Raw genomic sequence first — 13,583 nt, 5'->3', positions numbered from 1 at the left:
AAAATCTCAATACACATATGTATTGTCAATTGTGTATGGAAATAGATATGACGCGGCCTTCGCCTGACTTATAATCGCTGCCCTGCCCATGTACCGGAGCCACCGATGCCCGCCACCAGTAAGCCCGCCCGCCGTGGCCGACCCACCGGCCGCGCGGTATTAACGCCCCAGGACTGGTTTAACGCTGCTACCGACGCCATCCTTGAAGGCGGTTTCGACCAGCTGCGCGTGCTGCCGCTGGCCAAGCGCCTGAAAGTAACCCGCGGCAGCTTTTACTGGCATTTCGAGGATTTGCCGCAGTTTATCCGGCTGTTTCTCGACCAGTGGCAGGCCCAGCGCATGAAGGGCCTGCGTTACTGGCAACCGGGGCTGGACCCGGCGCTGAGCCCGCAGCAGGAAGTAGAACGGGTGTTGCTGCTGATGTTTGAGGGTCCGGCGGTGGAGTTCAAACGCATGAAGGTGGAGTTTGCCATCCGCGACTTTGCCCTGCGCGACCTCTACGCCCGCGATATCGTGGCCAAGGTTGACGCTGCCCGGGTGGAACAGACCGCGCAGCTGCTGGCGCCGCTGGTACCGGCTGGCCAGGCACACGGCATGGCGCTGATTCAATACGCGGCAGTGCTCGGCGGGGTGCTGCTGTTCCGTGGTCAGCTGGGTGGCGAACAATCACTGCGTCAGCTGCGCGAGCAATGGCAGCAACTGCTGCACACGCCTCAAGTTGTCATCTCTGGAGCCGATAATGGCAGCACGAGAAGCTAAGCTGGACAGCTTGCGACAACCCCGCCATGATTTCATAGTGCCGTCACGCGCCGGATGCGGGATGACTGCGCACCTGCTGACGCCAGGCTGGCGTTGGGCATAGTCAGGAGCGAAGCGTGCCAATCCATTCCTGGTTTTATCAAGCCGACATACACCAAGGCCCTCTGTTGCATGGCCATCACCACCACAGCTTGATGCTGCTGTCGGTGCTGGTTGCCATTGCCGCGTCGTGGCTAGCCTTGCAGGTAGCGGGCCTGGCGCGCCGCGCCGTCACTCCGGCCACCCGCCGCGGCGCTGTGCTCAGTGGTGCCGCCGCACTCGGTGGCGGTATTTGGGCCATGCACTTTATCGGCATGCTGTCCTTCACCCTGCCGCTGCAAGTGCACTACGACATCACGATCACCCTGCTGTCCATGCTGCCCGCGATGGGCGCCTCACTGATCGCCCTGCAGCTACTCTCGCGCCGATTGCTGGGCGCCCGCGAACTGCTGATCGGCGGCACCCTGATCGGCGCCGGCATCGGCACCATGCACTATGTCGGTATGACCGCCATGCGCATGGACGCCCAACTGTTGTTCGACCCCTGGTGGTTTGCCGGCTCGGTGGTGGTGGCCGTGGTGCTGGCCATTCTTGCCCTCTGGGTGCGCTTCGGCCTGGGCCGTCCCACAGCCAAAACACTGCTGGTGGCCGCGGTGGTCATGGGGTTGGCGATTGCCACCATGCACTACACCGGGATGGCAGCAGTACGCATTATCGGCACGCCGGAAACCGGCTACATCGCCCAGTTTGAGCAGCAACGCAAGCTGGGCCTGCTGATCGCCTTCGCCACGCTGATGATGGGTATTCTGGTTGGCGCAGTGAACGGTGCGGTGCGCTTCAGCCAGCTGTATCAAAAAATACAAGCCAGCGAAGAGCACATTCGTGGCATCGTCGACACCGCTGTAGACGGCATTATCAGCTGGGATCGGCACGGCCGAATTCAGGAGGTCAACCACGCCGCCGAGCGGATGTTCGGCTGGCCAGAGGCCGACTTGATTGGTCAAAACCTGGATATGCTGCTGCCGCTTTCCACGCGTGAGCGCCTGCGGACTTTTCTCAACGAGTTCTCCGCCGGGCGTCATCCTCACCAGTTAGGCACCAGCACCGAGAGCTGGTGCCTCCGACGCAACGGCGAGCGCTTTCCAGTGCGAGTGTCCATCGGGCAGGCGCACATTCGCGGCAATACACGTTTTGTTGGCTTTGTCAGCGACATCACTGAACGTCGCCAGCTGGAAGACTCGCTGCAGCAGAGCGAGGCCCAGTACCGCGGGCTGATTACCAATATTCCTGGCGCCTCTTTCCGCTGTCTGCCGCGTCAGGGCTGGCACATGCTGTTCATCAGCGATGCGGTGGAACAACTATGCGGCTGGCCTGCGGAGATCTTCATCAGTGGAGAAAAAAGCTTCGCCGACCTGATCCACCCGGCTGACAGCGCTCACACCCACGATGTTGTCATGGCCGCTATCGAGCGTCGCGAGCAATACAGCCTCGAGTACCGCATTCTGCACCGCAACGGGCAGTTGCGCTGGATCTCCGAAAGCGCCAGTGCCATCTTAAACAGCGCGGGTGAACCCGAGTGGATCGACGGGGTGATGATCGACGTCACCGAGAACAAGCTGCGCAACGCCGAGTTTGAGGGCATCGTACGTGCCATCAGCCTGGCGCAGGGCATGCTCGATCTGGACATGGACGGCCGCATCCGCTTTGCCAACCCGCATTTCGTTGCCCTCAGCGGCCGCACCGCCGAGCAGCTTGAGAACCTGTATTTTCAGCAGTTGCTGGACGAAGGCGGCTTTACTGAGCAGCTTTGGAGCGAAGTACAGCGCGGCAACCACCTGTCTGGCGAGTACACGCTACCGCACAGTGATGGCAGCAGCGTCTATGTACAGATCTACTGCAACCCGATCATCGACAGCCTGGGCAACCCCGCCAAGGTGATCGTGCTGGTCACGGATTTGAGCGAGCGCCGACGCATGGAAGTCGCGCTGCTCGAAGCCAAGGAGCGCGCCGAGCTGGCCGCCGAATCCAAGGGCGCCTTCCTGGCCAACATGAGCCATGAAATCCGCACACCGATGAACGCCATCATCGGCTTCAGCGAAGTCCTGCTGAACGACAACCTGACCTGCAGCCAACGCAAGTACGCGCGCACCGTCAACCAGTCTGCCCGCTCGCTGCTAGGGCTGCTCAACGACATTCTCGATACCGCCAAGCTAGAAAAGGGCCAGGTGCGTCTGGAGCGCCAGGACTTCTCGCTACGCGAGCTGTGCCAGCAGCAGATCAACATCTTCAGCCTGGAAGCCAACCGCAAGGAACTGCGGCTGGAATTCAGCTACGAGCTGCCCCAGGAACACTTCAGCGGCGACCCGACGCGCGTGCGCCAGGTACTGACCAACCTGCTGGGCAACGCCCTGAAATTCACCGAGCACGGCCGCGTGGTGCTGACCGTGGATCAGTACCAGCGTCAGGTACGGCTGCGTATCAGCGATACTGGCATCGGCATCGACAACGAGCGCCTGCAGCAGATATTTGAACCCTTTGCCCAGGCCGACGCGTCCATGAGCCGGCGCTTCGGCGGCACCGGTCTGGGAACCACCATCGCACGCCAGCTGGTCGAGCTGATGGGCGGCCAGATCAGCGTCGAAAGTACCCTCCATCAGGGCTCTACTTTCCAGGTATTGCTGCCGCTGACCGCCGCCAGTGCAGACGCCAAGGCGCTGACCGCGTTGCCCGGCAACCGCATCGAACTGCCACCGCTACGCATTCTGGTCGCCGATGACGTGGCCGACAACGTGCAGTTGATGGAGCTGATGCTGCACAGCGAAGGCCACCGGGTACGCAGCGTAGAAAATGGCCTGCGCGCCTTTGAACTGGTGGTCGAAGAGCCCTTCGACCTGATTCTGATGGACATGCAGATGCCCGAGGTCGACGGCCTGGAAGCGTCACGCATTATTCGTCGCTACGAGGCCAACCTGGGACGCCGACCCACGCCCATCATCGCGCTGACCGCAAGCGTACTGGACAAGGACCGCCAGGCCGCCCGCGAGGCCGGCATGGAGGGCTTTGCCAGCAAACCGGTTGACCGTGTTGCCTTACGCCAGGAGATGGCACGGGTGCTGGGCCTGCAGATGAGCAACGGCGACGCAGACAAGACTGCCCCGGCCCAGCCGCCGCAACTGATCGACTGGAGCGGTGGCGAACGACGCTGGGGCGATCGCAACGCCCTGGAGCTGGCCATCTATCGTTTTCTGGGTGAACTGCCAAGCCAACTGGCCGAGCTTGATGAAGCACTCGACAAGCAGGCGTTGGAACACGCCCGTCAACTGGCTCATCGACTCAATGGCAGTGCCGGTAACCTGTCCCTGCAGGCACTACGACAGCTGGCCAGCACGCTGGAAAGTAAACTGGCTGCCGGGCAGAACGACACCGCGGAACTGCGCGAGGCACTGCATGCCTGCTTCCTGGCGACCCGGCAAGCGGCGCCCGTGCCCAGCACGCTCAACAGCGCCACTACCAGTGCCGCCGAAACCATTGACGCACAAGAGCGCGACGCCCTGATCGAGAACCTGATCACCGTTCTGCTCCGTGGCGAGGTCAATGAGCAGGCGTTGCAGCGCCTGACCAGCAGCTTGCCCACCGAACAACGCAAGGCGCTGGAGCAGGCGCTGGACGATTTTGAATTTGCAACCGCCATTGCTTTGCTGGAAGCCGAGCTCAGCACTGCCCCAACCCAAGGTTAACCGCCATGCCCTTTCAGGACCGCCGCCAAACATTGCTGCTGGTGGATGACGAGCCCGCCAACCTGCACGTGCTCAAACACATCCTGCAGGATGACTACCGTCTGCTGTTCGCACGGGACGGTGAGCGAGCCCTGCAGCTGGCTGCCGCCGAACAGCCGCAACTGATCCTGCTTGATGTCATGATGCCGGGCACGACCGGACACGAGGTTTGCACGCGCCTGAAAGCCGACCCGCTAACAGACAGCATTCCGGTGATCTTTGTCACCGCCCTGTCCAACGTCGAGGACGAAGCCCTGGGCTTCGAGCTGGGCGCAGTCGACTACATCAGCAAGCCGGTCAGCGCGCCCATAGTGCGTGCGCGGGTGCGCACCCACCTGTCACTGGTGCGCGCCGAAACCCTGCGCCAGACACGTCTGTATATCGTCCAGGCACTCGGCATGGCGTCTGAATACAAGGACAACGAGACCGGCCTGCATATCATCCGCATGAGCCACTTCTCGCGCGTGATCGCATTGGAGGCAGGTTTCAGTGCCGAAGAAGCCGAAGAGTTACTGCACGCCGCACCCATGCACGATGTCGGCAAGATCGGCATTCCCGACGCCATCTTGCAAAAGCCGGGCAAACTGGATGCCGAGGAGTGGGCAGTGATGCAGCAGCACCCTGAAATCGGCGCGCGACTTATCGGTGAGCACGAAGCCAGCATGCTGCAGATGGCCCGCCGGATCGCCCTGAGTCACCACGAAAAATGGGACGGCAGCGGCTACCCGTCCGGGCTCAAAGGCACCGACATTCCGATTGAGGGGCGCATCGTTGCTATCGCCGACGTCTTCGATGCGCTGACCAGCCAGCGCCCTTACAAGCCGGCCTGGAGCATCGATGATGCCGTCAATCTGATCCGCGAACAAAGCGGCAAGCACTTCGACCCGGACCTGGTAACCTGCTTTCTCAATCGACTGGATGAAATCGTCGCCATCCGCGAGCGCTGGGCGGAGTAGGCAGACCAGCCCGACTGTGGAACACTGCCCGGCTGAATCTGTCTGACAGGGACTGTTGGCATGGCGCCGACAGCCCCGAGACCCAACGGAATACACCCATGCTGCGCCGCCTGCTGCTGCTTGTTCTTCTCGGCCTGAGCTTCGCCGTTCGGGCCGCCCCTGCGACCGTCGACTGGCTGGATCTGCTGCCGCCGGAAGACTACCAAGCCATGCTCGACATGCCCGAGATCGACCACGGCAGCGGCCTGGACAGCGAAGGCGACTTTACCCGGAGCCTGCGCCAGCAGGACGACAGCCTGCCCGAGGTCATGTATTCGACCCGGGTGGTCAGCGCCTACGACGGCCAGTCGATACGCATCGGCGGTTATCCAGTGCCGCTGGAGACCGATGCGCAGGGTCGCTATCTGAGTTTTTTCCTGGTGCCCTATGCCGGCGCCTGTATTCATGTGCCGCCGCCGCCGCCCAACCAGATCATTCTGGTCAGCTATCCCGATGGCATCGCGATCGACGACATCTACCAGCCCTTCTGGGTCCAGGGCACCCTGCATGTCACCCGCACCAGCAATGACCTGGCAGAGGCCAGCTACGCCCTGTCCGCCGAGCGCGTGTGGCTCTACGACGGGCAATAGAAGCCCCAACATCGCCCAGCTGGGTGGCCCCCAAGCCAGCATTGAATCCGCTATGCTGTCGGCATACCCGTTACCCGCCCGTTGGCAGGGAGTAAGTTGCACATGCATATTCTGATTGGCCTGATCGGCCTGATCATCCTTATCGCCAGCAGTCTGCGCCGCTGGTTACTGCGCCGCGAAACACCACAGATGCAGGCGGTTGATTTCAGCGGTGAGCTCTATCAGGTCGGCCAAGCCTGTATCGCCCGTCAGGGCCCGGAGGAGGCGGAGCACAGCGTTATCGTGATGCCGGGCTTTGTCGAGAACTTCCTGTATTTCACCGCTTACTATCAAGACCCCGCGTTGCAGTTGATCATGCTGACCAGCGCCGACTACCACGTGCCGGTCAACCGTGCGCGCTACCTCAAGGCCGACTGGATCAGCCCACCGCGCGCACGCCCAGGTACCATCGCCTACGACGCCGAGGTACTGAACCAGGCGCTGGAAAACCTTGCCAGCGGGCGGCAGGTGCGGGTGCACGGCCATTCGCGTGGTGGCGCGGTGGTGCTGGAGGCAGCGCGCCAGCGTCCAGACCTGTTCAGCCGCGTCGAAGTAGTGCTGGAAGCGCCGGTGTTGCCCCAGGGTAAACCGTATCGGGAGGCGCCCAAGGCCGCCCGCTGGTTTCTGCCCTTCTTCCTGTTTGCCTGGCAGCAGCAGCCAATCTCACCCAGCAATCGCCACCTGTTCGGCCCACTGGATGATCCGCGTAAGCGCGAGCTGATCGGCGCGCTACCCTTCAACCCACGTCACGGCAGCACCTTTGTCGCCAACGCCCTGGACCTGGCCGACTGGATGGCGAACACCAGCACGGATATTTACCAACACCTGCGCCGAGGCGCCATTCTGGTGCCCGCCAAGGACCGCATCCTGCACCCGAGCGCTATGCTGCACAGCGCCGAGCAGGCCGAGAACCTGCAGATCATCCAGATTGCCGACTGCAGCCACCTGATCACCCTCGACCGGCCGGACTGTATACCACCGCTGGCGGAGGCTTGATATGAGCTGGCAGTTTGAGCCGGTGGGCATCATCCACTCCTGCTTCGCAGAAAAGTTCGCCATCCCGCGCCAGCCCCTGCTCGCGCCCGCCGCTACCGCCACACTGGAGCTGCTGCCGCCCTATGACCAGCCTGAGGCGCTGGAAGGGCTGGAAGGTGTCAGCCACCTGTGGCTGCTGTTCGTGTTTCACGCGGCCGGGCACGGCAGCAAACACCTGCGCGTGCGGCCGCCGCGCCTGGGCGGCAACCAGCGCATCGGCGTATTCGCCAGCCGTGCTACCCACCGTCCCAACCCCATAGGCCAGTCCGTAGTGCGCCTGGACGGCATTGTCGACGGACGCCTACAGCTATCCGGCGTCGACCTGCTTGATGGTACCCCGGTGCTGGATATCAAGCCCTACGTGCCCTACGCCGACGCCGTCGAAGGCGCCGTCAACCCGCTGGCTCCGACACCGCCGGCGCCGATTGCCGTGCACTGGCAGACAGAGGCACTGCAACAGGCTCAGGCTGAACAACAGCGCCTGGAGCAGCCGCTGGTCACGCTTGTCGAGCAGTGCCTGGCGCAAGATCCTAAGCCGGCCTACCAGCAGCCGGATGCGAGCCGCGAGTACGGCGTGCGCTTTTGGGATGTCAACGTGCGCTGGCATTATCCAGCGCCAAACCAGATCTGTGTTCTGGGGGTCAGCCGCGCCTGAACGCCTGCGGGTGGCAGTGCGTCAGCAGCGAGGTATACTTTGGCGATCCGCACAACAGGATGATGTTCGCGCCATGGAGCAGCTGTACTTCTCACCAATGCTGCTGGGTATCTGCCTGCTGGGCGCCATCGCACTCTGTGCCACAGCGCTGTACTGCACCGTACCCAACGAGCCCGGCCCCGGCTTTTGGCTGGCTGGCAGCTGGAGTCTGATCGGCGGTATCGCGCTGTTTCTGGTCTTTGTGGTCACCCGCAACCCGGTCCTTAACGTGCTTGGCAACGCCTTGCAGCTGGCTGGCGAGGCGCTGTTTCTGCTGGGCGTCTTTCGCTTTCTCGGCCAACGCCTGCCCTGGTGGATACTGCCCATCAGCACCGGCACCATGGTGGCCTTCAACTCCTGGTACTGGATCGCCAACGGCAGCTCTGACCTGCTGATAGGCGTGTATTCCAGTATCGCCGGCCTGTTGCCGATCCAGGCCATTGTGCTGCTCCTGCGTGAAAGCCGCGACCCCGCCACCCGTCCGGCGCGCCTGCTGGTGGCAGTCGGCCTGCTGATCTACAGCTCGGTAACCCTGCTGCGTGGTTATCTCGGCTACCAGGATTGGTGGCACGACGAACCCTATGTACAACCCTACGAGTCCTTCAGCTATCTGCTGCCCTACAACTTTGCCATTCCGGCACTGGTGCTCGGTTTTGTCGGCTGTTGCCTGATGAGCACTCAGCGGGTGTTGGCGCGCAGCCAACACCTGGCCGAGCAGCTGCGGGAACAGACCATCCGCGACCCGCTCACCGGCGCCTTCAATCGTCGCGCCTTCCACCGCCAGCTAGCCGATGAAGTCGCTCGCAGCCAGCGCTACCAGCGCTCCCTGTGCCTAGCCATGCTGGACCTCGACCATTTCAAGCAATTGAACGACCAGCTGGGCCACCAGGCCGGTGACAACGCGCTACAGCACTTCGCCAACCTGTGTCAGCAGCAGGCTCGGCACAGCGACCTGTTTGCCCGCTTCGGCGGCGAAGAATTTGTGCTGCTGATGCCCGAAACCAGGCCAGACCAGGCCATCGCTATCCTGGAGCGTATGCGCCAGCAGCTGGCCAGTCAGCCCTTCCGCTACCAACAACACATCTACCCTCTGGCAGTCAGTATCGGTGTCAGTCAGCTGGCGGCTGAGGGCAGCGCCGATCAGTTGCTGCGCCAGGCTGATCTGGCCCTCTACGAGGCAAAAAACCAGGGTCGCAATCAGGTCCGGCTGTGGTCGGCGAGCCCATCCGTGGCATACTGAAACGCCCGGCCCCTCAAGGATTGCCCCGTGTTCACCCTTAGCCACGCGACCCTACTGCTGCTTAGCGCTTTCGTCGGCTGGTGGCTATGGCGCAGCCTCGGCCAGCGCGATCAGGCCCTGGCCCGGGTGCGTCAATACTGTGAGCGCGCCGACGTCCAATTGCTGGATGACAGCGTCGCGCTGAGCGCCATCCGTATCGGCCGCAACCGGCGGGGTATGCCCGGACTGATTCGTCGCTATGGTTTCGAGTTCACCGTCACCGGTGAGCACCGTTATAACGGTCACCTGGACCTGCATGGCCTGCAAGTACTGAAGATCGAGCTAGCACCGCACCCCTTCCCCGGTGGCGACAACCCGCCTCAGGATCACAATGAGCCCGGCGCAACCATTCATAGAATTTATTGAAATAAAGGGATCAAGTTATTCCTTGTATCGATAGGTTCCACGTGGAACCCTCAATGCCATGCTCAGCCAGATTCCTACCCACTTGATCGCCGGCCCACTCGGTGCCGGCAAGACCAGCCTGCTGCAACACCTGCTGGCCCAGCGGCCTGCGGGCGAGCGTTGGGCCATCCTGATCAACGAGTTCGGCCAGCTGGGCCTGGATAGGGCCTTGCTGCAATCGAGTACCGAGGCCGGCGTCAGCCTGGCCGAAATACCCGGCGGCTGCCTGTGCTGCGTGAACGGCGTACCCTTCCAGGTAGGCCTTGGCCGTTTGTTACGCAAGGCCCGTCCAGACCGCCTGTGGATCGAATGCTCTGGCCTGGGTCACCCGACGGAGCTGCTGGCACAACTTGCCAACCCGCCCTGGCAGGGTGTGCTGGACCTGCAACCCCTGCTGATGGTGGTGGATGCCGCTCAACTCGTCAGTGGCGCGGCTCTGCCAGACAGTCAGCAGCGCAGCCTGCCCCTGGCCGGCCTGCTGATTGCCAACCGAACGGATTTGCTCAGCGTCGAGTCAAGGCAACAACTGGCCGATCAGTGGCCGCAAGCGCTGGCCTGCGAGCATTCGACGGTAGACTGGGGCGACATTCCGTGCCATGCCGCGCCGCCCGCAACCACTCACCCACCAGCAGCTACCGAGCAGCCCATTGGCCAGCTCGCGCTACAGCCAGCGCAATGGCAGTGCCATGCTCAGCTAGCGCAGCCTCCCTACAGCCTCGCATGGCGTATTGCCAGCGACCAGTGCTTCTCGCTTGCAGGCCTGGAGCACTGGCTCAGCGCTACGCCCTGGCTGAGAGCCAAGGGCATACTGCGTACCAACCAAGGCTGGAAAACCTGCAATCTGCTGCCGCAAGACCGCATTCACTGGCAAGACAGCGAATGGCGGCAAGACAGCCGGCTGGAGTTGATCTGCGCCGAGCTGCCGGCGCGTGAGCAGCTGGAAGAGGGCTTGCGGGCAGCCCGCTGCAGACAGTAAGGTGACATTTTTGCCGACACCACCATGACCCGCCTACTCCTGCTTGCCCTCAGCCTGTCCAGCCAAACCGTACTGGCTGGTGCCTGCCTGATCGAATCCACCGACGACCAGTTGCCCATCCGTCTGTGTCAGACCAATCGCAGCATCCCTGATCGGCTGTTCGAACAGCAGTTCTGCCAGCCACAGATACCTGATCGCAGTTTCAGCGTTACCCTGCTTGATGCCTGCCCAACTGGCGCCTACGGCATCTGCGTCGGTGCACACACCGAAGGGGTAAGTTATCAACAGGATATCCACTACTACAGCGACGCCGACGATACGCCGGTGCTGCAAGCCTACTGCGAGAGAATCAGCCAGGGGCAGTGGCAAACACCCTGAGCGTTATAACGCTGGGGGCGTGGCCGGCAGTCCTGACACATCCAGCGTGGCGCCCACGCTCAAACCCAGACGGGCAACACTGCCGGCGGGCAGCTCGATCACCCAGCGAAGCGGCGCGTCGGCCTGATAGAGCGCACAGGGTAACTCGGCACAAGGCGGTACATCGGCGAACACCTGGCGAATCTGCCCACGGTTATCCACAAACACCAGATCCAGACTGATCTGCATATTGCGCATCCAGATTGCGGGTCGTGTACCTGCGGGAAAATCAAACAGCATGCCGCTGCCAAAGGGCAGCTCTGTGACCCCCATCAGGCCCTGACGGCGGCTATCAGGGTCCGCTACGTAGGTCAGTTCAAAGGCTTCGCTACCCAATATCAGAGTACGGCTGTCGGCCTGCGCGCTGGTGCTGGCCAGCAACGCCAGAACTATCGGTAAAAGCGCTTTCACAGGTTATCTTTCAGCAGGTTCTGATAGACCATGTTGGTCAGGTACAGGCGGTCTTGCTCACTCAGGTCGATAAACTCCACGCCAGTGGCCACCTGCGGCTCTGCCCCCTCCTCCGGCGTAACCGCGCGCACGCGAGCGTCCAGCGTCAGGTAGACATCCAGCCCGGAGGGGTTGATGCGGAAGGACAGCTTCAGCTCTTCTTCCTTGTTGGCAAAGGGCTTGGCCGATACCAGACGTGCGCCACCGACACTGATATCGGTCATGCGCGCTGAGCCCTGGGAGCCGTCCTGACGAATGATTGCGGTCACCAGTTGCACTGACACCCGCGCCGAGCTGCGAATGCGCATGGATTGCACACTGTCCGGATAAGCGAGGTGCAGATAGGGAAAGGGCGACAGGTTGGACTTGAGTACCCGCGTCTTATAGGCCACCGCATCCTTGCCGACAAAACCGCGCACCAGGAACTGCTGACCCTCCTTGATAAACACCAGCTTGCCCTGCACGGTCGGCGCCGTTACCAACAGGCTGACCGGCGCGTGAAAGCCGATCATGCGAACCTGATAGCGCTCGGCGTTGGTGTTGTTCATGGTCTGCAGTTGGACTAGGTCACCCGGCGTCAGCTGAATCTGCTCCAAACGCGACACCACCGCCGTTTCGCTGGCGCCCTGGTCCTGCGGCGCGCTACGGAAAAGGCCCAGTTTGAGCAATTGCTTGAGTAGCGAGCGGTTCTCTACCACCTTGGACTGAGCAAACAGTACCTTGCCGTCGCCATCGACGATATTCCAGGGCAAGGGCTTGCCAATCGGGATGTCTTCTTCTGTCAGTGCTATCAGCGACACACAGTCACTCCGTTCCGGGCAATCAAATCGCCATCAAATGTAGCAGCCTCCGGCCGCGGCGGCTATGACTGGATGGCGACTTCAGCTGTAGAGGTCCGCGCGGGTAAGCGGCAAGTTATGGCTTCCATCGTCCCGTGGCTTGACCGCGAGTATCTGGTGGATATTCATCCAATGACGCGTGAAGCCATACGCGCAGCCTGCCAGATAGAGTCGCCAGATGCGCAGACTGCGCTCCCCGACCATTGCCCTGGCCTGCTCCAGATGCTCATCCAGATTTCGGCTCCACAGTGCCAGGGTTCGCGCGTAATGCGGTCGCAGCCCCTCCACGTCGACAACCTCCAGCCCCTGCTCGCTCATGCTGGCTATGGCCATCGCCAGGTGCGGCAGCTCGCCATGGGGAAACACATGGCTCCCGATAAAGCGGCCAGCCCCGCGCCCCACCGGGCGCCCATCCAGATGCCGCGCGGTAATACCATGGTTGAGCACCAGGCCGCCTGGGCGCAACTGCTGCGCCAGCATGCCGAAATAGCTGTCCAAGTTGGCGTGGCCGACATGCTCAAACATCCCGACACTGACAATCTTGTCGTAGTTTTCCGATCCCGTCAGGTCACGGTAGTCGCGCAGCTCCAGCGTCACCCGGGCAGCCAGCCCCTGGGCAGTTACCCGCTGACGCGCCAGCTGCAGCTGTTGCTCGCTCAAGGTAATGCCATGCACTTGCGCCCCATACTCGCGCGCCGCGTGCCGCGCCAAGCCGCCCCAGCCACACCCCACGTCCAGCAGCCGGTCGCCGCGGTGCAGTCGCAGCTTGCGACACAGATGATCCAGTTTCTGAACCTGCGCTCGCGCCAGAGAGTCCTCCGCGTGCCGGAAGTAGCCACAGGAATAGACCATCTCGGGGTCCAGCCAGAGCGCGTAGAAGCTGTTTGACAAGTCGTAGTGATAAGCGACGGCGGCCGCATCGGTCTGCCGATCGTGCGGCTCACGCGGCGCGGCCAGTGTCTCGGCCCCACCACCGAGTGCCCGACTCAGGCGGTCAGCCACGGCGATGGCATCGTGCATCGAGCCCTCGAGATCCAGCCGCTCTTCAATATAGGCTTCGCCCAATGTGTCCAGACTCGGCGACTGCAGGGCGGCAAGCAGCGACGGATCACGAATATGCAGGACTACCCTGGGCGCGCGCCCCAGATCGACCGATTCACCGTCGGGCAGGGTGACGCGCAACGGCAAGTCCAGGTTGGCAAAAGCGCCGGCCAGCTGTGACAGCATGTGCTAGCACCTCCGTACAAAAGGCATTTCTCCTACTATAGACAGTAAAGGAGACGGTGATGA

At 62.3% G+C, this 13,583-nt stretch carries 13 protein-coding genes; 10 read left to right on the top strand and 3 right to left on the bottom strand.

The window, feature by feature from the left end:
- Positions 1–105: 105 nt before the first annotated feature.
- The 10 genes from HV822_RS08740 (at position 106) to HV822_RS08695 (ending at position 10,965) form a co-directional block, all read left to right on the top strand.
- Positions 106–759, top strand: coding sequence for a TetR/AcrR family transcriptional regulator (locus tag HV822_RS08740; protein WP_238873474.1), 654 nt, complete (start codon positions 106–108; stop codon positions 757–759).
- A 116-nt stretch (positions 760–875) separates the two neighbouring features.
- A complete protein-coding gene (locus HV822_RS08735) occupies positions 876–4,535 on the top strand; it encodes a PAS domain S-box protein (protein WP_238873473.1) in 3,660 nt (1,219 codons plus the stop codon).
- A 5-nt stretch (positions 4,536–4,540) separates the two neighbouring features.
- Positions 4,541–5,530, top strand: coding sequence for an HD-GYP domain-containing protein (locus tag HV822_RS08730; protein ID WP_238873472.1), 990 nt, complete (start codon positions 4,541–4,543; stop codon positions 5,528–5,530).
- A 98-nt stretch (positions 5,531–5,628) separates the two neighbouring features.
- Positions 5,629–6,159 carry a DUF3299 domain-containing protein gene (locus tag HV822_RS08725; protein WP_238873471.1) on the top strand — a complete coding sequence of 177 codons (531 nt, stop codon included), beginning with the start codon at positions 5,629–5,631 and terminating at the stop codon, positions 6,157–6,159.
- 102 nt (positions 6,160–6,261) lie between these two features.
- A complete protein-coding gene (locus HV822_RS08720; protein ID WP_238873470.1) occupies positions 6,262–7,194 on the top strand; it encodes an alpha/beta fold hydrolase in 933 nt (310 codons plus the stop codon).
- Between the two features lies 1 nt (position 7,195).
- Positions 7,196–7,888: a tRNA (N6-threonylcarbamoyladenosine(37)-N6)-methyltransferase TrmO gene (tsaA, locus tag HV822_RS08715; RefSeq protein ID WP_238873469.1), complete on the top strand. Its 693-nt coding sequence runs from the start codon at positions 7,196–7,198 to the stop codon at positions 7,886–7,888.
- 73 nt (positions 7,889–7,961) lie between these two features.
- On the top strand, positions 7,962–9,167 hold the full coding sequence (locus HV822_RS08710) for a GGDEF domain-containing protein (protein WP_238873468.1): 1,206 nt from the start codon (positions 7,962–7,964) through the stop codon (positions 9,165–9,167).
- Between the two features lie 27 nt (positions 9,168–9,194).
- Entirely contained in the window at positions 9,195–9,572 is a 378-nt protein-coding gene (locus HV822_RS08705) for a DUF3301 domain-containing protein (protein ID WP_238873467.1), read from the top strand.
- A gap of 58 nt (positions 9,573–9,630) precedes the next feature.
- Positions 9,631–10,587, top strand: coding sequence for a CobW family GTP-binding protein (locus tag HV822_RS08700; RefSeq protein WP_238873466.1), 957 nt, complete (start codon positions 9,631–9,633; stop codon positions 10,585–10,587).
- Between the two features lie 24 nt (positions 10,588–10,611).
- Positions 10,612–10,965 carry an NADH:ubiquinone oxidoreductase gene (locus tag HV822_RS08695; protein WP_238873465.1) on the top strand — a complete coding sequence of 118 codons (354 nt, stop codon included), beginning with the start codon at positions 10,612–10,614 and terminating at the stop codon, positions 10,963–10,965.
- A 3-nt stretch (positions 10,966–10,968) separates the two neighbouring features.
- Here the strand turns inward: HV822_RS08695 and HV822_RS08690 are convergent, their stop codons facing one another.
- The 3 genes from HV822_RS08690 to cfaB all read right to left on the bottom strand — a co-directional run bounded on the left by HV822_RS08690 (position 10,969) and on the right by cfaB (position 13,520).
- A complete protein-coding gene (locus tag HV822_RS08690; protein WP_238873464.1) occupies positions 10,969–11,415 on the bottom strand; it encodes a DUF192 domain-containing protein in 447 nt (148 codons plus the stop codon).
- Complete coding sequence (locus tag HV822_RS08685) at positions 11,412–12,254, bottom strand: flagellar brake protein (RefSeq protein WP_238873463.1); 843 nt, start codon at positions 12,252–12,254, stop codon at positions 11,412–11,414. Before HV822_RS08685 ends, HV822_RS08690 begins: the two co-directional genes overlap by 4 nt.
- Before the next feature lie 81 nt (positions 12,255–12,335).
- Positions 12,336–13,520, bottom strand: a complete 1,185-nt coding sequence (gene cfaB, locus HV822_RS08680; protein ID WP_238873462.1) for a C17 cyclopropane fatty acid synthase CfaB — start codon at positions 13,518–13,520, stop codon at positions 12,336–12,338.
- Positions 13,521–13,583 lie beyond the last annotated feature (63 nt).

It is taken from the genome of Halopseudomonas maritima (assembly GCF_021545785.1).
GTDB classification, from domain to species: domain Bacteria; phylum Pseudomonadota; class Gammaproteobacteria; order Pseudomonadales; family Pseudomonadaceae; genus Halopseudomonas; species Halopseudomonas maritima.
The sequence above is the reverse complement of the archived record's forward strand: the minus strand, read 5'-3'. Positions and strand labels throughout refer to the sequence as shown.

Coding starts and splice junctions, on each gene's coding strand:
- HV822_RS08740 (WP_238873474.1), top strand. CDS start 106: ATGCCCGCCACCAGTAAGCCCGCCCGCCGTGGCCGACCCACCGGCCGC.
- HV822_RS08730 (WP_238873472.1), top strand. CDS start 4,541: ATGCCCTTTCAGGACCGCCGCCAAACATTGCTGCTGGTGGATGACGAG.
- HV822_RS08725 (WP_238873471.1), top strand. CDS start 5,629: ATGCTGCGCCGCCTGCTGCTGCTTGTTCTTCTCGGCCTGAGCTTCGCC.
- HV822_RS08720 (WP_238873470.1), top strand. CDS start 6,262: ATGCATATTCTGATTGGCCTGATCGGCCTGATCATCCTTATCGCCAGC.
- tsaA (WP_238873469.1), top strand. CDS start 7,196: ATGAGCTGGCAGTTTGAGCCGGTGGGCATCATCCACTCCTGCTTCGCA.
- HV822_RS08710 (WP_238873468.1), top strand. CDS start 7,962: ATGGAGCAGCTGTACTTCTCACCAATGCTGCTGGGTATCTGCCTGCTG.
- HV822_RS08700 (WP_238873466.1), top strand. CDS start 9,631: ATGCTCAGCCAGATTCCTACCCACTTGATCGCCGGCCCACTCGGTGCC.
- HV822_RS08695 (WP_238873465.1), top strand. CDS start 10,612: ATGACCCGCCTACTCCTGCTTGCCCTCAGCCTGTCCAGCCAAACCGTA.
- cfaB (WP_238873462.1), bottom strand. CDS start 13,520: ATGCTGTCACAGCTGGCCGGCGCTTTTGCCAACCTGGACTTGCCGTTG.